Source organism: Peribacillus sp. YIM B13472 (assembly GCF_042788005.1).
Taxonomy (GTDB): Bacteria; Bacillota; Bacilli; order Bacillales; family DSM-1321; genus Peribacillus; species Peribacillus simplex_E.
In genome coordinates this window covers 89,917-109,233 of the sequence record NZ_JBHZPG010000002.1, presented here as the reverse complement: position 1 = coordinate 109,233, position 19,317 = coordinate 89,917, and the positions used below count along the sequence as shown (strand labels likewise).

Genomic DNA, 19,317 nt, shown 5'->3' with positions numbered 1-19,317 from the left:
CGCCATTTTTCAAAAGTGTTGGCGAATATTTTCAAGACAGGAATGACATCACAGGATTCGATGGAATATTACGGAAAACGAGTAAATTCACCAAAAATCTTAGGAAACCGCTTAAAAATGCCCAATAAAAAATCCCCCACTTTATTAAGCAGAAGATTGGTAATGCCCTCGGCAGGAATCGAACCTGCATTTCAAGCTTCGGAGGCTTGCGTTCTATCCGTTGCACTACGAGGGCGTAATAGAAAATATTTTTTCAACAGACTTCATTATATGATAGAATCCCCTTCTTTGCAAGGGTTATCAGGTTTAAAACTTTGTCTTTTGGGTATTATGGGTAATGTGGAAATTCATCCCTGTGCGGCATAATATATAAAGTAATCTATCGGGAAGGAGCCTTGGCCAGAAAATTGTCGAACAAATTATCCAATATAGGGTTTGTTTTGTTTGACCTAAATTGACCAAAAAGTGTATCATACATACATAAAGAATTTAAATGATTCTCTTAATCGAAGGAGGAAATGAACATGAATTTAATTCCTACAGTTATCGAACAAACAAGTCGTGGGGAGCGTGCCTACGATATTTACTCCCGTTTATTAAAAGACCGGATCATTATGCTAGGAAGTGCAATTGACGATAATGTTTCCAACTCCATTGTTGCTCAATTACTATTTTTAGAAGCGGAAAATCCTGAAAAGGATATCACTCTATACATCAACAGCCCTGGCGGAAGCATCACTTCCGGTATGGCCATTTACGATACTATGCAATATATCAAACCTAATGTATCCACAGTATGCATCGGTATGGCCGCTTCCATGGGAGCTTTCCTACTGGCTGCTGGTGAAAAAGGCAAACGTTTTGCGTTGCCAAACAGTGAAGTCATGATTCACCAACCGCTTGGAGGAGCTCAAGGTCAAGCTACGGAAATTGAAATTGCTGCCCGCCGTATCCTTCACTTAAAAGATAAACTGAACCAAATCCTGGCAGAACGTACAGGTCAACCTATTGAAGTCCTTCAAAGAGATACGGAACGTGATAACTTCATGACTTCCGAAAGAGCTCTTGAATATGGCTTGATTGACAAAGTCATCACGCGCAGCATCCTTGATGACAAAAAAGACTCTAAATAATTATGCAACAAAAGGCTCCGGAGATTGCCTCAAGCGACTTCCGGAGCCTTTTTTACATTATAAAAGAAAAGGATGCACTTTTAGGCATCCTTTTCTTTTAACCCTCTTGCTGAACGAACTCTTCCAATGCCTCTAACGCTTCTTTTTCATCGCGTCCTTCGACGATTAACTTCACGGATACGCCAGAACTGATGGCAAGGCTCATTAACCCCATTATACTTTTTGCATTCACTTTCTTTCCTTCTTTTTCAAGAAAAACATCTGAATGAAAGCGGTTAGCTTCTTGTACAAAAAGAGCCGCCGGCCGCGCTTGCAAACCCGTCTTCAATTTTACCTCAACTTGTTTTTCCACCATCTTGATCTCCCCTGTTAGCTTTATTTTTTCGCAGCAATAGCCTCTCCCCCACGGAGCCTGTCAGCTATTTCATCAATCTTTCGTAATCGGTGATTAATCCCGGACTTACTGATGGTTCCCCCGGATACCATTTCCCCAAGTTCCTTTAAGGTTATATCCTGAAACGCTATCCTAAGCTCCGCAATTTCCCGAAGCTTATCCGGTAAAATGCTTAGTCCTACCGTATCCTCGATATAATGGATATTTTCAACCTGGCGCAATGAGGCCCCGATCGTTTTATTCAAATTGGCTGTTTCACAATTCACAAGCCGATTCACTGAATTACGCATATCTCGGACAATCCGTACATCCTCGAACCTTAATAAGGCTGAATGGGCGCCGACTATACTTAAAAACTCGGCAATCTTTTCGGCTTCCTTCAAATAAATGATGTACCCTTTCTTGCGTTCAAGCGTCTTGGCCTTCAAGCCAAACTTATTCATTAGCTCACAAAGGGCATCATTGTGCTCTTTATAAAGTGAGAAAATCTCAAGGTGATAGGAAGACGTTTCCGGATTATTTACCGAACCCCCCGCAAGAAATGCACCTCTTAGGTAAGAACGCTTACAGCATTTCTTCCCAACAATTGTATCGGATATATCATGGAGAATTTCAAAGCCGTCGCCTAAAATTTCCAAATCGGTTAAAACTCGCTGCCCTCCGGACGACATCCTGACAATATATACATTATTCTTTTTAAGCTTCATCTTTTTACGGACCAACAGCTCGACCTGGACCTCATAACTTTTTTTCAACAGCGTATAAATCCTTCTGGCAATCGCAGCATTCTCAGTTTGAATATCCACAACAAGCTTCCGATTAGAAAATGAAAGGGATCCGTTCATCCGGATAAGCGCACACAATTCCGCTTTACCGCAGCAATCCTTTCCCTCTAATGTAGTAAGCTCTTTTTTCGTTTCTGAAGCAAAAGACATCCATTTCACCCCCAATCGAACGCAGGTAATCTATTTTTATCAATCAAAAAACCGTCCCCGCTTATATCTACGGTATTATGGGGCTTTTAGTTTCATTTACAAGCATATTATAAAGCAAATCCGCCACTTTTTTCGTGTCATGGCGTATTACATTCCCCTCATAGCTGAAAATGCGTTCTTGTATGATTTCAAGACCCATCCGTTTTAAACTTTCCACATCATACATGACCGGTTTGGCATATTCAGCTTGATAGCGTTGCTGAATCTCGGTTGGTATTTCCTCATTATTAACAAGTATCCTGTCAATATATGCATTTCCCATATGGTCATATATCGCTTTTATATGATCGCTCGCACTATAATCCAGCGTCTCGCCGGCTTGTGTCATCAAATTGCAAATGTACACCTTCTTAGCCTTGGAACGGGCAACCTCTTCTCCTAGGCCAGGGACAAGTAAGTTAGGCAGAATGCTAGTATATAGGCTTCCAGGACCTATGACAATAAGATCTGCCTGCTTGATTTCCTGGAGAGTTTCACTGAGCGGCTTTATATGATGAGGAGACAGAAAAACCTTTTTTATTTTCTTTCCTGAGAAGGGGATCTTGGATTCTCCTGTAACAACCGTTCCGTCATCCATCTCCGCATGGAGAACCACACTTTGGTTAGCAGCAGGAAGAACTTTACCGCGTACATTAAGGAATTTACTCATTTCCTGGATCGCATGGACGAAATCCCCGGTCAACGAGGTCATTGCCGCCAGTATCAAATTCCCCAGCGAATGCCCGGACAACTCATTTTTACTCTGAAAGCGATGTTGAAACATTTGTTCAACAAGGGGCTCTACATCCGATAACGCAGCCAGCACGTTACGAATATCACCCGGAGCGGGGATATCCATATCCTCGCGGAGGCGGCCTGAACTGCCACCATCATCAGCTACCGTAACGATTGCGGTAATATCCACTGGATGCTTCTTTAACCCTCTCAACAAAACGGGAAGGCCGGTTCCCCCTCCAATGATCACAACCTTAGGTTGTTTCTTATTATTTAACATCTGCTTTCCCCTTACTTTTTTCGATATCGCGATGTGATACTTGAACCCTGTAATCCTTTTTGAAGTGGTTTGAAATATACTCCGTCAATGCTACTGAACGGTGCTGACCGCCTGTACATCCAATCGCAACAACAAGCTGTGCCTTCCCTTCACGTTTATAATATGGAAGCATGAATGCAAGCAAATCGGTCACTTTTTCCAAGAATTTTTGCGTCTCACTCCATTTTAAAACGTAACTCGAAACTTCCTGTTCCAAGCCAGTCCTTGGCCTCATATGGTCAATATAATATGGATTTGGCAGGAAACGTACATCAAACACAAGGTCGGCATCTATGGGCAGGCCATGCTTGAACCCGAACGACATGACATTGACTGTAAAGCCGACACTTTTATCTGAAGAAAATTCCGAAGCGATTTTCTCCCTCAATTCGCGCGGTTTCAGTTGGGAAGTATTAAAGATCAATTGAGCCCTTCCCTTCAATTCGTCCAAAAGTTCCCGTTCCATTTTAATGCCTTCCAATGGCCGGCCTAATGGAGCAAGGGGGTGGGTCCTTCTCGTTTCCTTATATCTGCGTACCAAGGAATCATCATCAGCTTCAAGAAAAAGGATTCTTGGTGATACTGCAGCTGTATCCGTTAAATTATCCAGTGCAAGAAATAAGGAATCAAAAAACTCCCTCCCCCTTAAATCCATGACAAGGGCCACTTTATTCATCTTATTCCCGGAGTCCTTCATTAACTCCAAAAACTTTGGCAATAAAGTGGGCGGCAAATTATCGACGCAAAAAAAGCCGAGGTCTTCAAAACTTTGAACCGCCACTGTCTTACCTGCTCCGGACATTCCGGTAATGATGACCAATTGCGTTTCACTCATCTGCCCTGTACTCATAGTTTCTCCGCCCCCATGTATATCTTTTTTTATATTTAAAAATTAACCTGGATCCAATCGATAAGAAAGTAGCTTAAATTCAGGCGTATAGGTAAATGTTCCATAGATGATCCCACTTCCATGAACCATATAGTCCAGGATGTGAAAATCACCTTCAGCCATCATCAGCTTTTTAACATCTTCAACCGGATGCCAGCTAAGTTCCCCTTCTTCACAAACATCCACATTTACACCATCGGAATCCGTTGCAAAGAAAGTGAACATCATCCATTCTGACAAAACTTTATCTCCGTCCTTCATAATGAAGGTGAAAATACCTTTGATGGAAGGGTTTTTTAAATAAACGCCCGTTTCTTCGCGATATTCCCTAATGCAAGCATCGCGTACAGATTCCCCAGGTTCCATCTTGCCGCCTGGAGCTACCCACCATCCGCGTCTAGGCTTTTTCAATAAGAGGATTTGATTATCTTTTATCAATACACAGTTTGTGACACGTTGCACGTTCTTCACCTCAATTGGCTCTGCTCGACTATAGAAACCTTTCCCCCAATGTTGAAGAGATTCAGTTTATATCCTTAAACCGCCGCTAGATATCCATTTGGCGATTTACAAATGCTAATAGTTCAAACAAGTTGTATTTTTCATCTTCTTACCATTATGAAAGATTATGTTTAGTATATCTTATCATTATACTATTTTTGAAATGAGCTAACAATAAAGTAAACTTCCTGCATTGGGGGAATATTCATTCGCAAGGAATCACATAGGTGAGCCTTTATCCTGCTTAACTCCTATTCTTCTCAACTTTCGCTGCCCAAATGCAAAGGGCTGTCTTACTTCACATTAAAAACCATTTAAAAATACCCTAAAAATTGGAACCGAAGATATAGTCTAAAAGCAGGAAAACAAAAAAAAGACACAGAAACTCAATCTGTGTCCTTAAACGTTTATAATTAAAGGGGGTCAACTTCTACCCATATTATACCCAATTATTATTTCACGCGTGTTACAACGTCGTTAAAACGGAATTACGATTGTATATTCTTGAAATCAAGCCTTTGGCTGCAATTTTTCTTGAAGTTCCTCAACAAAATGCTGAGCGGATTGAGCGGCAATGCTTCCATCGCCTGTAGCTGTAACGATTTGTCGCAATGTTTTTTCACGAACGTCACCAGCAGCAAAAATACCAGGGACGCGTGTTTCCATCCGATCATTAGTTTCAATATAGCCTGTGGAATTCAAGATGCCCAAGTTTTCAAATGGTTTAGTTAGCGGAAGCATTCCGATATAAATGAATACACCGTCTGCGTCCATCACTGTCTCTTCTCCGTTTTCAGTGGAAACTAGAGTGACACCGCCGACTTTGCCGCCTTTTTCATTGATTTCCTTCAAAGTATGATTCCAGATGAAGTTAATTTTCTCATTGGAAAATGCACGATCTTGAAGAATCTTTTGAGCACGAAGTTCTTCACGTCTGTGAACGATCGTCACTTTTGAAGCAAAACGGGTTAAGTACACACCCTCTTCAACAGCAGAGTCTCCGCCGCCGATAACGAACAGTTCTTTTTGCTTGAAGAAAGCACCATCACAAACTGCACAATACGATACACCGCGGCCGCCCAATTCTTTTTCGCCAGGAACGCCGATTTTCTTGTATTCGGCACCAGATGAAATGATGATTGAACGTGCTTTAAATTCCTTGGAACCGGCTTTGATCGTTTTATACTCTTCACCGTCAATGATTTCCTTAACATCCCCATAGGCATACTCCGCACCGAATTTCTTTGCATGGTCAAACATTTTCGTTGAAAGGTCAGGTCCGAGTATAGTGTCGAATCCAGGATAATTTTCCACTTCCTCAGTATTGGCCATTTGCCCGCCCGGTACTCCGCGTTCTAACATCAATGTTGAAAGGTTCGCACGTGATGTATAGACAGCCGCCGTCATCCCTGCAGGACCAGCTCCAATAATAACAACGTCATAAATTTTTTCAGACATGTTTTCACTCCTCCATATTCCATTACAAATGGAACCTTCACTACGGTTAGTGTTCCCTACCTATTATCCTATATAACAAATAATTTTTCGTCCAAATATCTGCTCATCCCAGTAAGTTTTGAACCAGCTTTACGTACTTCGATAAGGTGGACACCGATATGAAATGTTTGTCTGCGATTGCCTGTTTGCTCGCCTTCTCATTTTTAAGCTGATTCCACACGTACTCCACCGCAGATGCCCAGCCTGCTGGATTATTTAACTTCTGCTCGGATTTCACCGCTTCGATGAAGACGGAAAACCACATTAAATAGAGCCCGGCTTCATTTAATTGTATCGGTTGGAAATGCCGATATAATAACTCAGCTGTGCGATCGGCAAAATCAATCGGTGTTAATTGGCGATCTTTAGCAGGGACTTGAACAAGTTCGGCATAATCACGTTCCAAATCAGTGAAATTCTGATTTAGGTTGAGGACCTGGTTTTTCAATAGCTTCTGTTTATGAACCGAATGTTTCAGAAGGAAAATGGCAAACAGCCTTTCTTCGATGAATTCACTTTCCAGCCTTTTTATAATAGAAGGAAAATGATGTTCAAAACCATCTGATGTTGCATTCATATCTCCCCAAGGCTCCATGCCTTCCTTTTCCGGGTTCATTTCCACGACCCTTTTCCATGCCTTTTTGGCTGCCTGTTCATGGCCTAAGTGGTAAGCGGAAATGGTAAGCCAATAGTAGAAGGTTCCATCTCCCTCGAACCCTTGCTTTTGGAGTCCTTTCAGCCATTTATATGCAGAAGCATAGTTTCCGATCAAAGCGAAGGTCGCTCCAAGCTTGAAACGATGTTCGGATAGCATCGGCCGAATTTTCTCCAGCATCTGTATGAGCTCTTCAACCTTTGCTTCATCCTGTTGATAATGATGAAAAACAACAAGGTTACAAAGCGCATGCAGGTTTCCCGGACTTTTTTCCAATACCTCATCAAGTGTTTCAAAAGCTTCATTTACTTGACCAAGATAGAAATAGGCAAGTGCCAGGTTATTATAAGCGGACCAGTAATCCTCGTACTCGGCAATCGTTTCTTTCAGGACTTCGATTGCCCTCGGGAAATTGCCTGATTCCAGGTACTCACGGGCTTGTTCCTGTTTGGTAATGAGCCCATCATGCTTAAAGGGGTTTTCTTCTGACTCATCCGACTCAAAAGTTATCAATTCAAGCAGATCCTCGGCGTCATCGCTGAACTCCCCGTCTTCTTCTTTATCAAGATAAGCACTGGCGTGACGATAAGCCTCCTTGAACATGCCTAAGTGGGCATAATTATTCGCCAGGAAGTAATGACATTCCGACATATAGGGATCCATCACATCCAAGATGTTTTCCAATAGGTTGTTTGAATAATTATATTCACCGATTTCCGAGCAGGTGATCGCCAATTGACAGGCTATCATCGGTTCAGCAGGTTCAAGTTCCAGCGCTCGTTCCAGGTATTTTTTTGATTTAGGTAATTCTCGTCTATGATAAGCTTTTAAACCCTTGGTGAAATAATACTCACCTGTTGGGTGAAAAGTTAGAATTTTTGCCTGTTGGCCAAATTTAGAGTCTTTACTCATGTAATCCTCCATCTACAAGTTGATTAACCATAGTATTATAACATATTGGAGAAAATTTGCCGAACAATTCAAGAAAATGGAAAACGGTAATGACCATGCTTCCATTAAGAAAAAATGGAATTATATCCTTAGCCAAATATGGATTCAAGATTGCTGCTCATAGTCGTAAGTACAAAAAAAGCCCTCCTATTGACGGAGGGCAATCACCATTCATTCGGTTTCTTTCGGTTCGTCCTTATCGGCATGTCTAGCCTTCAATACATCAAGCACTGCTTGGAAAGGCAACTCCTGCTCCCGAAGAAGAACGAATAAGTGATAGAGGAGATCGGCGCTTTCCATCGACAGTTCCTCTGCATCCCGGTTCTTAGCAGCAATGATCACTTCTGCCGCTTCTTCACCGACTTTTTTCAGGATCTTATCAACGCCCTTATCGAATAGGTAGGTAGTATATGAACCTTCAGGCATTTCCGATTTTCTTTTTTCAATCAATCTTTCCAATTCCGTCAAGAAAGTCACATTCGCCTTCACGTCTTGTCCGGCTTCACTGTTTCGGTAAATCGTTTCACTAAAACAGCTTGTTGCCCCTGTATGGCACGCAGGACCCGCAGGAACGACCCGAACGACCAATGCATCTTGATCGCAGTCATACTTCATTTCGATGATTTTCTGGGTATTGCCGCTGGTCGCCCCTTTATGCCATAATTCATTGCGCGAACGGCTGAAGAAGACCGTTTCACCTTTTTCAATCGACAATTTCAGCGATTCTTGGTTCATGTAAGCAAGTGTCAGCACTTCGCCGGTTCCTGCATCTTGAATAATTGCCGGTATCAGGCCTTTTTCGTCGTATTTAATAGTTTCAAGATTCATCGTACAACCACTCCTTGTTGTTTGAGAAACGCTTTGACTTCTTTGACGGATGTTTCTTTATAATGAAAAATCGATGCGGCTAATGCTGCGTCGGCTTTTCCTTCTTGGAAGGCTTCCTGGAAATGCTCGGCGTTACCAGCCCCGCCTGAGGCGATGACCGGCACTGAAACGGCTTCAGATACCGCTTTTGTCAGAGCGATATTAAACCCCTTTTTCTCGCCGTCACAATCCATGCTTGTCAATAAAATTTCACCTGCACCGCGGATTACGGCTTCCTTCGCCCACTCGATCACTTCCCATTCAGTCGGTTTCCGACCGCCGTGGGTATATATGCGCCATGACCCAAGCTCTTCATCATATCGGGCGTCTATGGCGACAACGATACATTGTGAACCAAAATAATCAGCACCTTCGTTTATTAAATCAGGGCGCAGAATGGCAGCTGTATTTAAGGATACCTTATCGGCACCGGCTCGTAAGATCTTCTTCATATCCGCCAATGAATTTATGCCGCCGCCCACCGTGAACGGGATTGCCAAGCTGCCCGCTACCGCTTGAACGACGTCGACGATCGTTTCCCTGCCTTCATGTGATGCGGAAATATCCAGGAAGACAAGCTCATCGGCACCTTCTTGGTCGTAAAAGGATGCAAGTTCGACCGGATCTCCAGCATCCCTAAGGGAAACAAATTGTATACCTTTGACTACGCGCCCATCCTTTACATCGAGACATGGAATAATTCGTTTAGTGAGCATTTAATCACGCACCTTTTCTAGTGCTTCTTCTACAGTAAAGCGATTGGTATAAAGTGCCTTGCCAATGATTGCCCCTGCAATGCCTTGGGCTTCATACTCTTTGAGGGTGACAAGGTCTTCGAGTGAACTGATGCCTCCCGAAGCGATCACGTTTTTACCAGTTGCCTCCGCCATGGCCAATATACCATTCACATTCGGACCTGAAAGCATGCCATCCGTCGCAATATCAGTCACGATAAAGGTCTCTGCACCAGCATCGGCCAGTAATTTGCCAAGATCTATCGCAAGCGTTCCAGAAGTTTGAAGCCAACCATGAGTGGCTACCCTGCCATCTTTCGCATCGATCCCGATTGCGATATGGCTTCCATATTTCCTAATCATATCTTTAGTGAAATCAGGGTCTGAAACGGCCGTGCTGCCTAGAATGACACGTTCCACTCCATTATCCAGGTAATGGGCTATATCCCGTTCCGTACGGATGCCGCCGCCGATTTGAATGCGGGCCCCTAACTCACTTGCAGCTTTAATTACGTATGAATCATTGATGCGCACTCCCTCTTTAGCTCCGTCAAGGTCGACCATATGTATCCAATCGGCTCCTTGGTCTGCAAAGCTTTTAGCCATATCGAAGGGGGAATCGCCATAAACGGTTTCCTGATTGTAATCTCCCTGGATTAAGCGGACGCATTTGCCTCCGCGCATATCAATCGCCGGGTAAATAGTAAAGTTGCTCATGCTTCTTCCTTCCCTTCTACTAGTGACAGATAATTTCTCAAGAGTGACATGCCCATCTTCCCGCTTTTTTCCGGATGGAACTGCATACCGAATACATTCCCTTTGCCGACGATCGCCGGCACTTCCACATCATACGTCGCCGAAGCGGTTACGAATGATTCATCCGTATCGACGTAGTAAGAATGGACGAAATAAACATGTTCCTCTTCCAGGCCCTCATTCACTGGTGACGCCTGTTTAAATTCAAGACGATTCCAGCCCATGTGCGGCACTTTATAAACCTGGTCATTCGCATCCACTCCCTTAAAACGAACGACTTTACCTGGGATGAGAGATAATCCCTTTGCTGGTCCATTTTCCTCACTTTCATCAAAGAGAAGCTGCATACCAAGGCAGATGCCTAAAAGATAACCTCCATCGGCTACATATTCCTTCAGGAATTCATCCAGCTTTTGTTTTTCCAAGAGACTCATGGCATCCCTGAAAGAGCCAACACCGGGAAGTATGATCCCATTCGACTTTGAAAGTTCATTTGGGTCATCGGAAATGAATGAATCGGCACCAAGTCGCTCCAGCCCTTTACTTACGGAAAATAAATTCCCCATGCCATAATCGACGATCCCGATCATTTACAACATTCCTTTCGTCGAAGGGATGCCTTTGACACGCGGATCGATGGTCGTAGCTTCATCCAATGCACGTCCAAGCGCTTTGAATATTGCTTCGATCATATGGTGTGTGTTGTGTCCGTAATGAACGACTACATGCAAGTTCATCCTGGCTTCAAGAGCGAATTTCCAAAGAAACTCGTGCACCAGTTCAGTATCGAAAGTACCGACCTTTTGCGAAGGAAACTCAGCTCGGAACTCCAGATGCGGACGATTGCTTAAATCAATGACGACCTGGGCGAGTGCTTCATCCATAGGTACGAAAGCATTTCCGTAACGCTTTATCCCGCGCTTGTCTCCAAGGGCCTCCAATAACGTCTGCCCCAAGCAAATGCCAATATCTTCAGTTGTATGATGATCATCCACGTCTGTATCCCCGTTTGCATCTACAGTCAAATCAAACTTCCCGTGTTTCGTGAACAAGTCCAGCATATGCGTCATAAACGGAACGCCCGTCTTAATGGAGGAATCACCTTCCCCATCCACACCAAACTTCAAGCTTATTTCCGTTTCATTCGTCTTTCGCTCCACACTAGCAAAACGTTCCATTACAACTCCTCCTCAATTCCCAAGATGTAAAAGCATGTCAAAAGTCTTTATATCAGTGATTTCACTTATTGTAATAATTCAGGACTTTTTCCCGGGTTCATTCACACCCCGTGATTCAATGGCACGGGCGTGAGCCTCGAGTCCTTCCATCCGGGCAAATGCTGCGATTTTTTCTGCATTTTTGCGGAAGGCTGTTTCACTATACATGATGATGCTCGATTTCTTTTGAAAATCATCCACATTCAGCGGGCTGGAAAAGCGGGCAGTTCCATTTGTAGGCAACACATGATTGGGACCTGCAAAGTAATCACCGACGGGCTCCGAACTAAAGCGGCCAATGAAGATTGCCCCGGCATGGCGGATTTTAGCCATGATTTCAAGTGCATCTTTGGCCACAATTTCCAAATGTTCCGGTGCAAGTTCATTAATCGCTTCAACAGCTTCTGCCATATTCCCGCATACAACGATTCTTCCATAATCCCTTATGGATGCTTCAGCAATATCATGGCGTGGAAGTAACGCCACCTGCTTGGTCACTTCTGCTGCCACTTCTTCTGCAAGAGACGTTGACGTCGTCACCAAAACACTGCATGCTCGGGCATCATGCTCCGCCTGTGATAGCAAGTCTGCCGCAACTTCTGCAGCGATGGCCGATTCGTCCGCCAATATCGCTATTTCACTTGGACCTGCTATCATATCAATGGCAACATCACCGAATACTTCGCGCTTTGCTAACGCCACATAAATATTTCCCGGACCCACTATTTTATCCACTTTCTTAATTGTTTCCGTCCCATAAGCGAGAGCAGCTATGGCCTGGGCCCCGCCAACTTTATAGATTTCCTTCACCCCGGCAATTTTGGCAGCTGCCAAAACCGCTGGCGATAATTTCCCATCTTTTCCTGGAGGGGAAACCATAACGATCCGTTCCACCCCCGCGGCCTTCGCAGGCAACACATTCATCAATACTGACGAAGGATATGCCGCTGTGCCTCCAGGTACATAAACACCTACAGCATCAAGAGGTGTCAATTTTTGTCCTAGCATCGTTCCCGTATCATCAGTCGTAAACCATGAATTTCGAATTTGTTTCTCGTGAAACATTCGAATATTATTTGCAGCTTCTTGAATAATATCAAGCTGCTCAGCAGTTAAGGCGGCCGTCGCTTCTTCCATTTCCTGTTCCGATACAAGTAATTCCCCTGGACTGACACCATCGAAACGTTCGGTATAGGTATGTAAAGCGGCGTTTCCGCTTTTCCTGACATCATAAATAATATCCTGAACCGCTTTTCTTTGATCGGCAGTACCTGCTTCAACCGAGCGTTTCAGTGAAATCCCTTCAGCAAACCGTTCTATTTTCATACCTTCACCTCATTAGCGATTCTTTACTATTCAATAATTTCTGCTAGCCGTTCCACGATTTCGGTAATCCTTGCTTCTTTAATTCGATAGCTGACAGGGTTTGCTACCAGCCTCGAAGTCACATTGGCGATTTTTGCATATTCCACAAGACCATTTTCCTTCAATGTTCGCCCCGTTGAAACGATATCGACGATTCGTTCTGCTAAACCGATTAACGGTGCTAACTCAATAGACCCATTCAACTTTATAATCTCGACTTGCTCCCCCTGCTCGCGAAAATAACTGGAAGCAACATTCGGGTATTTACTGGCTATTTTGGGGGCGATGTCACTTATTTTCGTACCAGGCAATCCAGCTACAGCCAAGTAGCAGGCACTGATTTTCAAATCAAGTAACTCATAGACATCACGTTCTTCTTCCAACATGACATCCTTCCCTGCAATCCCAATGTCAGCGACGCCGTGTTCCACATATGTTACGACATCCATCGGTTTTGCTAAAATGAACCGCAAATTCTCCTCTTCCACTTCAAGGATCAATTTCCGGGAATCATCAAACTCGGGAGGGAGACGAAAACCGGCCCTTCTTAACAGCTCTGCCGCTTCTTCAAATATTCTCCCTTTCGGCATGGCAATCGTTAAAAAGCTATTATTCATCTTTTCCATTCCCCCCATTCCCTACGAATAAATGAACTTCAGAAAATGTCCGTGTAAAAGCATCGACATTCTGGACGACCGTAATATCTTGAATCGTTACCATTTTCCCTTCGAAGCGTTTTTTTCTAGCAAATTGTATTGCTTCCAATCTCCGTTCGGGACTGAATAAAATGCATTCTGGCGCGACAGGCTGGATCGGCTCCCCAAGAGCTTCTGCAAGACGATCCACCCGGATTGCAAAACCTGTGGCCGAAGCATTCCAGCCGAACTTTGAAAGCAGATTATCATACCGGCCGCCATTGCCGATTGGCGAACCCACTTGCCCGGCATACACTTCAAATAAAGTTCCCGTGTAATAACTCATATGACTGACCAATGTTAAGTCGAAGCTCACATATTGTTCAACGTCAAATTCTTTGAGCTGCGCAGACAATTCCTTCAGTTCAGCCAAAGAATCTTGCCCTTTATCATTTTCAACCAACCCTAGCGCCTTTTTCAGGGTTCCTTCACTGCCCCTTAATGAGGTAAATTCGATAAGCCGTTGTTTATCAATGGATGAAAGCGGCAGTGATTTAACATGCTCGCGATAACCGACATAATTTTTTTCATACAAAAACTTCCTTAATATAGAGGCTCTTTCCTCCGTACCTAGAATGCTTAAGAAAAATTCTTGCAGAAATCCGATATGTCCAATGGATATCTTAAATTCCTGAAGCCCTGCAGCCTTTAGAGCATCCGCAAGCAGGGCAATCATTTCAGCATCGGCACTTATAGACTTATTCCCGATACATTCAATGCCAATCTGTTCGAATTCTGCCGGCCTGCCTCCTTCACGCTGCTGTGCGCGGTATACATTCGCGGAATAAGCCAGGCGAAGCGGAATTTGCTGTTTTAACAGTTTGGATGCTGCGACCCGTGCAATGGGAGCAGTCATCTCGGGACGGAGTACGAGCGTATGCCCCTGGGAATCAAGAAGTTTAAACAACTGTTGATCCAAGATTGCCGAAGCATCGCCAATTGTTTCATAATATTCCAAAGCAGGCGTTTCAATAAATTGATAGCCCCACTTCTTGATTTCATCACTCATTTTATTTCTGGCCGACACTTTCGTTTCATATAGCACCGGCAATGTATCTCTCATACCTAATGGTTTTTCAAACATAAATGGCTTTGTCACAACTGCACATCCTTTTGAAATTTTGATTACTATCTATATCCAATCGGTCCGCCTATGGGCAAAAACCGATGCACTCATTCCTAATTTTGTTTATCCCTTTATCTTTCCAAGGTTTCACGCTTAAATCCAAATTTCGGACAACATATAAAAATAGTATCAAATAAACTGACATAATAATATAAATAATCGCAATAATCCATTAAAACACTTTAGTTCGCTAATATGGTAGCAGGTTGAAGTTATTAATAGTTTACCCCTGCCCCCACCTTACGTCAAGGAAAATATGCCTAATCCCATTACTCCAATACCAAGTTAGTCTTGGAAATTTTTCATGATCGGTTTAAGTCCAAACGGAAGGAGTTGTACCTTTTCACCCGAATATTTCTTCCTATCTTTAGCCATTCACTGTTATTAATGTATACCTTTTGGTTTAGCTGTTTTATAATGTTTAGGAGTTTGGTAATATCAGATAATTTTAGGAGTAAATGGGAAATGAAGAAATATCGTTCTTTTTTCACTGAGTTTAAGCGGAACGAAGGGTTTTGCAGCAACTAAGATCAACCAGGATGAGCTTAATGCATACCTTTCCGAAGTTAGAATGACGCAAGAAGAATTGGAAGAGTATTTATCCTATTACGACTTATCATTGAATGAACTGAAATCGGCAGAAGAGTTGCGTGATGCATTAGGGACCGACCGTCACTCCTGAGACCATACAGAATCTACTTAAACAATATGAAATGACAGAAGCTGAACTTACGGAATTATTAATAGAATACGACGAACTGGAAGAGGGGGATTCCATCATCGATACCTTCCATTTCATTTACGACATTGAGGATATCATCGATTTAGAAATGGATTATGATGAGGAAGAGATCATCGATTTAATGGATCGTCTCTTTACTGAGATCGGCCTTACAGACGAAGAGCTGGACAGATTCATGAACCACCTTTTACCTATCGTCGAAGACCCTTCCTTCGAAACTCGTTTAATGGCGATCTCCGATAGGATGGATCAACTCGAGTATTTTGAAACAATTGATGAATTATCTGCTGAACAAGTGGCAGAATTGCTTTCTATATATAATGATCTTCAAAGCTTGCTGCAAATTCAATTCAAATTCGCCTTAATTCAGGATGGTGTCACGACAAACCTATCCCTTGAGGCTTATTCCAACTTGAGGAATTGATGAATGCTAGTTTACTAGTTTCCATTTATGATTTAAACGGCAATTTTTTGCTCGACTTTACATTGACAGGTGAAATGATCGTTCCAATTTAGTGAAAGAAACCGGTAATGACATTAAACAGTCCACTGAGGTCATTTCTAAAGTGATTGAGATAAAAAAAGAAAAGGAAAAACCCACAAAACCTGAACATAAAACGGAAAAAGGCGGAGTGCTTCCTAAAACGGCTGGTAATTACTTATTCGGTGCTTTAATCGGTTTAGTATTGATGGGTATCGCTTTCGGATTAATCAGAAAAGCGAGACTCACTAATTAAAATGCGCAAAAATAGGCAATCCAGGCATAAGCAAAAAACGTTACTTATCACTGCTGTTTGCATTTTAACCTTAGGTTTTTATTTCACAACGACAAATGCCTATACGCTGTTAAAAGGCTATGCCCTATATAAATGGAATAAATCTGACACAACGGAAGTGACGGCTAAGCTCCCCGAACCGAAGTCGAAAGCTGATATTCCCGGTGGGATTGAACTATATGAAAAACGACCGGAGACAGGTGATTTGATGGGTGAGCTTTATATTCCAAAAATCGAGGCCACACTTCCAATTTATCACGGAACGGACAAAGATGAACTCGAAAAGGGCGTCGGTCATTATGCGGGGTCCGTCCTCCCCGGTGAAAAGGATAATTCCGTTTTATCCGGTCACCGAGATACAATTTTCAGAGATCTAGGTGAAGTCGGCGAGGGTGACTTGCTGATTGCCAAGACAGAAGCCGGTACGTTTACATATAAAGTGAGGAAGGTTCGTATCGTCGATGCAGATGACCGTACCGTGATCGTTCCCAAGCCTAAAGCCACACTTACAGTAACAACCTGCTATCCTTTTTCATATATTGGTAGTGCACCGGAACGATACGTATTGGTTGCCGATTTATTGAAATCGGAGATAGGTAAATGAGATGCGGGGCTGAAGTTATTCTGCCCCCTCTTCATAAATCTTTAATAGATGATAGGAGGACAAGCTCAATATGGATAAACAGGCACAGCAAAGATTTTTTCAAATTTTAAAAGAAACGTATGAAGCAACGTTGAACCAGGAAAATGTATCAATCAACGAAGTGATAGAGCATCTAAAGAATGAACTGACTCCGTTATACCCAAAATGCCATTAAAAGGACTTGCCGCATATATGGGCAAGTCCTTTTTTTCATAAAGAAGTTTGCTGCTCTCTCTCAAGCATTTCCTCTTTGGTATATAAGATTTTCATTGGATTTCCCCCGACGAAAGCTCCCTCCGGAACATCCTTATGGACAAGCGTCCCCGCAGAGACAATCGCCCCATTACCAATTGAAAGTCCTGGAAGAATGGTCGAATTGGCTCCAATCAATACTTCATCACCAATGACTACATCTCCTAAACGATATTCATGAATCAAATATTCATGGGCAAGAATCGTCGTATTATAGCCAATGACAGTATTCATACCAACCGATATTTTTTCCGGAAACATCACATCCGGCATGACCATCAAGGCAAACGAAGTATGCTTCCCTACTTTCATATGTAAAAAAGTCCTGTATAGCCAATTCTTCATGCCCAGAAAAGGCGTATAACGCGCTAGCTGTATCACCACAAAATTCTTTACGACTTTCCAGAATGGAACGGTCTTATATACATGCCATAGTGAATTAGCCCCTTCAACCGGATAGCGGGACGTGCGTCTCATTTTCTAGCCTCCGTGAGTTTTTCAACCTCAACGATATTCAATAAATCCGCCATCTGCTCAAGCATATAATCAGGGTGATAACTTTCCAAGAATTCACGGCCTTTAATGGACCACGAGACCCCTGCCGTTTTCGTACCTGTATTTTTACCGCCCATGATATCATGATAACTGTCGCCAATCATGATCGCTTCTTCAGGAACCGAACCGAGTTGATTTAATGCTTTTACCAAAGGCTCTGGGTCCGGCTTTGCCTTTTCCACTTCATCCAGTGTGACCACCACTTCAAAGAATTGATCCAGTTTGCTTAAACGCAGGCCCTTTTCGACGACATCACGCTTCTTCGTCGTAACGACCGCCAATTTATAACCGCTCTGCTTCAACGTTTGAACGGTTTCGAACACCCCGTCAAATTGTGTGACAAGCAAATCATGGTTCCTCCAATTGTGCTCCCGATAGTAAGCGATCATTTCATCCACTCGTTTTGGATCAATGGAGGAGAAAGTATCGACCAAAGTCGGTCCGATAAATGGAATGATATCTTCCCGTTTGAACTTTCCAGGACAAAAGTGGTTTAAAGTTTCCGTAAAAGAGGCGATGATCAATTCATTTGTATTGATCAACGTCCCATCAAGATCAAATAATAATGTAGTTATGTTACTGTTCATATACAGCTTCCTTTCTCTGTACACTGTCAGTCCGATTCCATATATACGCAACGGCCATCGTTAACACAATGGCAGTGAATAGCCGAATAAGCAATAACGGCAAGACCGGAATCCCCAGCGGAATAAAAATCAGTGTGTCTTCTACAACAGCATGGCAGGCAACTAAAAAGATGAACGCAATCGTCATATCCTTCTTCGAAACATTATCTTCTTTAGCGGCTTGAATCATTACGCCTGCCCCATACGCCAAACCGAGAGTCAGGCCTGTAACGAAAGGCATGGAAGCGTTCGGCTTCATCCCCAGGACCTTCATGAAGGGAGCAAGGGCTTTCGAGAAGGCTTCCAGCCATTTTAAATCTTTCATGATTTGAACCGCCACCATGAGCGGAATAACGATGACCGCCAACTGGCCGATTCCTGAAAGGGCCTGGATGACCCCATGTAAAAGGATTGCACCCGCTCCGTTAATCTCTGCAGCCTCCCCGATAGCTGCTCCTTGGGCCATTTCAGATCCGCCCTGCCAAACAAGATTGATGACGACCGCGGATAAAAGCGCAAGCCCGATCCGTACTGTTAAGATGATCCACAGCTTGACACCGGTTTTCATCGCCACACCTGACTCGATCAATAAATTATGTGAAAAAGATAGCATCATAGCGATAATAAAAACTTCTTTCACAGTCAAATCAAGCGTTAATATGCCAGCGATCGCCGCGTATAAATTCAGGAAATTCCCTAACACGAGCGGAATTGCCGCATCCCCTGGAAGACCGATGAGATTCATCAAAGGCGCTATCAAGTTAATGATGAATGGCAAGACAGGCGTATATTGAAGCACTGTGACGATCAGAGTGACTGGGAATATCACTTTTCCCAAAGACCATGTTGTATTCAAGCCTGAAAGAAGTCCCTTTTTAATCGAATCCACTAACACTATGCCCTCTCCTTTTTCAC

Annotated in this window: 24 protein-coding genes and 1 tRNA gene; 6 read left to right on the top strand and 19 right to left on the bottom strand. The window is 43.2% G+C overall.

Annotated features, from left to right (window positions below; all coding sequences use genetic code 11):
- Positions 1-163: 163 nt before the first annotated feature.
- Positions 164-235, bottom strand: a tRNA-Arg gene (locus ACFX4I_RS02230).
- A 289-nt stretch (positions 236-524) separates the two neighbouring features.
- Between ACFX4I_RS02230 and clpP the strand changes: the two genes are divergently transcribed.
- The gene (gene clpP / locus ACFX4I_RS02225) at positions 525-1,133 is read left to right on the top strand and encodes an ATP-dependent Clp endopeptidase proteolytic subunit ClpP (RefSeq protein ID WP_230303613.1); all 609 of its coding nucleotides are present in this window, start codon (positions 525-527) and stop codon (positions 1,131-1,133) included.
- 97 nt (positions 1,134-1,230) lie between these two features.
- Here the strand turns inward: clpP and ACFX4I_RS02220 are convergent, their stop codons facing one another.
- The 15 genes from ACFX4I_RS02220 to ACFX4I_RS02150 all read right to left on the bottom strand — a co-directional run bounded on the left by ACFX4I_RS02220 (position 1,231) and on the right by ACFX4I_RS02150 (position 14,781).
- On the bottom strand, positions 1,231-1,488 hold the full coding sequence (locus tag ACFX4I_RS02220; protein ID WP_048688029.1) for an HPr family phosphocarrier protein: 258 nt from the start codon (positions 1,486-1,488) through the stop codon (positions 1,231-1,233).
- 20 nt (positions 1,489-1,508) lie between these two features.
- Positions 1,509-2,462, bottom strand: coding sequence for a DNA-binding protein WhiA (gene whiA / locus ACFX4I_RS02215; RefSeq protein WP_034309971.1), 954 nt, complete (start codon positions 2,460-2,462; stop codon positions 1,509-1,511).
- Between the two features lie 67 nt (positions 2,463-2,529).
- Positions 2,530-3,516, bottom strand: a complete 987-nt coding sequence (locus tag ACFX4I_RS02210) for a gluconeogenesis factor YvcK family protein (protein ID WP_230303614.1) — start codon at positions 3,514-3,516, stop codon at positions 2,530-2,532.
- The gene (gene rapZ, locus ACFX4I_RS02205) at positions 3,506-4,405 is read right to left on the bottom strand and encodes an RNase adapter RapZ (protein ID WP_230303615.1); all 900 of its coding nucleotides are present in this window, start codon (positions 4,403-4,405) and stop codon (positions 3,506-3,508) included. Before rapZ ends, ACFX4I_RS02210 begins: the two co-directional genes overlap by 11 nt.
- 42 nt (positions 4,406-4,447) lie before the next feature.
- Positions 4,448-4,906 (bottom strand): NUDIX hydrolase, encoded by a 459-nt coding sequence (locus ACFX4I_RS02200; RefSeq protein WP_063233957.1) that lies wholly within the window; start codon positions 4,904-4,906, stop codon positions 4,448-4,450.
- A 549-nt stretch (positions 4,907-5,455) separates the two neighbouring features.
- Complete coding sequence (trxB, locus tag ACFX4I_RS02195) at positions 5,456-6,403, bottom strand: thioredoxin-disulfide reductase (protein WP_377418869.1); 948 nt, start codon at positions 6,401-6,403, stop codon at positions 5,456-5,458.
- A 103-nt stretch (positions 6,404-6,506) separates the two neighbouring features.
- A complete protein-coding gene (locus ACFX4I_RS02190; RefSeq protein ID WP_377418867.1) occupies positions 6,507-8,009 on the bottom strand; it encodes a tetratricopeptide repeat protein in 1,503 nt (500 codons plus the stop codon).
- 210 nt (positions 8,010-8,219) lie between these two features.
- Positions 8,220-8,876 (bottom strand): bifunctional phosphoribosyl-AMP cyclohydrolase/phosphoribosyl-ATP diphosphatase HisIE, encoded by a 657-nt coding sequence (hisIE, locus tag ACFX4I_RS02185; RefSeq protein WP_377418864.1) that lies wholly within the window; start codon positions 8,874-8,876, stop codon positions 8,220-8,222.
- Positions 8,873-9,631 carry an imidazole glycerol phosphate synthase subunit HisF gene (gene hisF, locus ACFX4I_RS02180; RefSeq protein ID WP_377418861.1) on the bottom strand — a complete coding sequence of 253 codons (759 nt, stop codon included), beginning with the start codon at positions 9,629-9,631 and terminating at the stop codon, positions 8,873-8,875. The genes hisIE and hisF overlap by 4 nt, the downstream gene beginning before the upstream one ends.
- Positions 9,632-10,366, bottom strand: a complete 735-nt coding sequence (hisA, locus tag ACFX4I_RS02175; protein WP_230303823.1) for a 1-(5-phosphoribosyl)-5-[(5-phosphoribosylamino)methylideneamino]imidazole-4-carboxamide isomerase — start codon at positions 10,364-10,366, stop codon at positions 9,632-9,634. It lies immediately after the preceding gene.
- On the bottom strand, positions 10,363-10,995 hold the full coding sequence (gene hisH / locus ACFX4I_RS02170; RefSeq protein ID WP_230303824.1) for an imidazole glycerol phosphate synthase subunit HisH: 633 nt from the start codon (positions 10,993-10,995) through the stop codon (positions 10,363-10,365). Before hisH ends, hisA begins: the two co-directional genes overlap by 4 nt.
- On the bottom strand, positions 10,996-11,583 hold the full coding sequence (gene hisB / locus ACFX4I_RS02165) for an imidazoleglycerol-phosphate dehydratase HisB (RefSeq protein WP_230303825.1): 588 nt from the start codon (positions 11,581-11,583) through the stop codon (positions 10,996-10,998).
- A gap of 78 nt (positions 11,584-11,661) precedes the next feature.
- Positions 11,662-12,948, bottom strand: a complete 1,287-nt coding sequence (gene hisD, locus ACFX4I_RS02160; RefSeq protein WP_377418858.1) for a histidinol dehydrogenase — start codon at positions 12,946-12,948, stop codon at positions 11,662-11,664.
- A gap of 26 nt (positions 12,949-12,974) precedes the next feature.
- Complete coding sequence (hisG, locus tag ACFX4I_RS02155) at positions 12,975-13,604, bottom strand: ATP phosphoribosyltransferase (RefSeq protein WP_034311625.1); 630 nt, start codon at positions 13,602-13,604, stop codon at positions 12,975-12,977.
- On the bottom strand, positions 13,597-14,781 hold the full coding sequence (locus ACFX4I_RS02150) for an ATP phosphoribosyltransferase regulatory subunit (RefSeq protein WP_377418855.1): 1,185 nt from the start codon (positions 14,779-14,781) through the stop codon (positions 13,597-13,599). The genes hisG and ACFX4I_RS02150 overlap by 8 nt, the downstream gene beginning before the upstream one ends.
- Before the next feature lie 502 nt (positions 14,782-15,283).
- Between ACFX4I_RS02150 and ACFX4I_RS02145 the strand changes: the two genes are divergently transcribed.
- The 5 genes from ACFX4I_RS02145 (at position 15,284) to ACFX4I_RS02125 (ending at position 17,144) form a co-directional block, all read left to right on the top strand.
- Positions 15,284-15,490 (top strand): processed acidic surface protein, encoded by a 207-nt coding sequence (locus ACFX4I_RS02145; protein WP_377419143.1) that lies wholly within the window; start codon positions 15,284-15,286, stop codon positions 15,488-15,490.
- A 31-nt stretch (positions 15,491-15,521) separates the two neighbouring features.
- Complete coding sequence (locus tag ACFX4I_RS02140; protein WP_377418852.1) at positions 15,522-15,974, top strand: processed acidic surface protein; 453 nt, start codon at positions 15,522-15,524, stop codon at positions 15,972-15,974.
- A 91-nt stretch (positions 15,975-16,065) separates the two neighbouring features.
- Positions 16,066-16,287: a hypothetical protein gene (locus tag ACFX4I_RS02135; protein WP_230303828.1), complete on the top strand. Its 222-nt coding sequence runs from the start codon at positions 16,066-16,068 to the stop codon at positions 16,285-16,287.
- A gap of 1 nt (position 16,288) precedes the next feature.
- Positions 16,289-16,930, top strand: coding sequence for a class D sortase (locus tag ACFX4I_RS02130; protein WP_377418849.1), 642 nt, complete (start codon positions 16,289-16,291; stop codon positions 16,928-16,930).
- 70 nt (positions 16,931-17,000) lie between these two features.
- Positions 17,001-17,144 carry a YwzD family small protein gene (locus ACFX4I_RS02125; RefSeq protein ID WP_230303830.1) on the top strand — a complete coding sequence of 48 codons (144 nt, stop codon included), beginning with the start codon at positions 17,001-17,003 and terminating at the stop codon, positions 17,142-17,144.
- Between the two features lie 35 nt (positions 17,145-17,179).
- Here ACFX4I_RS02125 and ACFX4I_RS02120 read toward each other — a convergent pair whose 3' ends face one another.
- The 3 genes from ACFX4I_RS02120 to ACFX4I_RS02110 are packed head-to-tail and all read right to left on the bottom strand — an operon-like array spanning position 17,180 to position 19,297.
- The gene (locus ACFX4I_RS02120; RefSeq protein WP_230303831.1) at positions 17,180-17,698 is read right to left on the bottom strand and encodes an acyltransferase; all 519 of its coding nucleotides are present in this window, start codon (positions 17,696-17,698) and stop codon (positions 17,180-17,182) included.
- On the bottom strand, positions 17,695-18,363 hold the full coding sequence (gene ppaX / locus ACFX4I_RS02115; RefSeq protein WP_230303832.1) for a pyrophosphatase PpaX: 669 nt from the start codon (positions 18,361-18,363) through the stop codon (positions 17,695-17,697). Before ppaX ends, ACFX4I_RS02120 begins: the two co-directional genes overlap by 4 nt.
- Positions 18,353-19,297 carry a nucleoside recognition domain-containing protein gene (locus ACFX4I_RS02110; RefSeq protein WP_377418846.1) on the bottom strand — a complete coding sequence of 315 codons (945 nt, stop codon included), beginning with the start codon at positions 19,295-19,297 and terminating at the stop codon, positions 18,353-18,355. Before ACFX4I_RS02110 ends, ppaX begins: the two co-directional genes overlap by 11 nt.
- Positions 19,298-19,317: the final 20 nt, after the last annotated feature.

Bases quoted from the DNA above. Each gene is read 5' to 3' on its own strand.
- clpP (WP_230303613.1), top strand. From the start codon at position 525: ATGAATTTAATTCCTACAGTTATCGAACAAACAAGTCGTGGGGAGCGT.
- ACFX4I_RS02220 (WP_048688029.1), bottom strand. From the start codon at position 1,488: ATGGTGGAAAAACAAGTTGAGGTAAAATTGAAGACGGGTTTGCAAGCG.
- whiA (WP_034309971.1), bottom strand. From the start codon at position 2,462: ATGTCTTTTGCTTCAGAAACGAAAAAAGAGCTTACTACATTAGAGGGA.
- ACFX4I_RS02210 (WP_230303614.1), bottom strand. From the start codon at position 3,516: ATGTTAAATAATAAGAAACAACCTAAGGTTGTGATCATTGGAGGGGGA.
- rapZ (WP_230303615.1), bottom strand. From the start codon at position 4,405: ATGAGTACAGGGCAGATGAGTGAAACGCAATTGGTCATCATTACCGGA.
- trxB (WP_377418869.1), bottom strand. From the start codon at position 6,403: ATGTCTGAAAAAATTTATGACGTTGTTATTATTGGAGCTGGTCCTGCA.
- ACFX4I_RS02190 (WP_377418867.1), bottom strand. From the start codon at position 8,009: ATGAGTAAAGACTCTAAATTTGGCCAACAGGCAAAAATTCTAACTTTT.
- hisIE (WP_377418864.1), bottom strand. From the start codon at position 8,876: ATGAATCTTGAAACTATTAAATACGACGAAAAAGGCCTGATACCGGCA.
- hisF (WP_377418861.1), bottom strand. From the start codon at position 9,631: ATGCTCACTAAACGAATTATTCCATGTCTCGATGTAAAGGATGGGCGC.
- hisA (WP_230303823.1), bottom strand. From the start codon at position 10,366: ATGAGCAACTTTACTATTTACCCGGCGATTGATATGCGCGGAGGCAAA.
- hisH (WP_230303824.1), bottom strand. From the start codon at position 10,995: ATGATCGGGATCGTCGATTATGGCATGGGGAATTTATTTTCCGTAAGT.
- hisB (WP_230303825.1), bottom strand. From the start codon at position 11,583: ATGGAACGTTTTGCTAGTGTGGAGCGAAAGACGAATGAAACGGAAATA.
- hisD (WP_377418858.1), bottom strand. From the start codon at position 12,948: ATGAAAATAGAACGGTTTGCTGAAGGGATTTCACTGAAACGCTCGGTT.
- hisG (WP_034311625.1), bottom strand. From the start codon at position 13,604: ATGAATAATAGCTTTTTAACGATTGCCATGCCGAAAGGGAGAATATTT.
- ACFX4I_RS02140 (WP_377418852.1), top strand. From the start codon at position 15,522: ATGACAGAAGCTGAACTTACGGAATTATTAATAGAATACGACGAACTG.
- ACFX4I_RS02130 (WP_377418849.1), top strand. From the start codon at position 16,289: ATGCGCAAAAATAGGCAATCCAGGCATAAGCAAAAAACGTTACTTATC.
- ACFX4I_RS02125 (WP_230303830.1), top strand. From the start codon at position 17,001: ATGGATAAACAGGCACAGCAAAGATTTTTTCAAATTTTAAAAGAAACG.
- ACFX4I_RS02120 (WP_230303831.1), bottom strand. From the start codon at position 17,698: ATGAGACGCACGTCCCGCTATCCGGTTGAAGGGGCTAATTCACTATGG.
- ppaX (WP_230303832.1), bottom strand. From the start codon at position 18,363: ATGAACAGTAACATAACTACATTATTATTTGATCTTGATGGGACGTTG.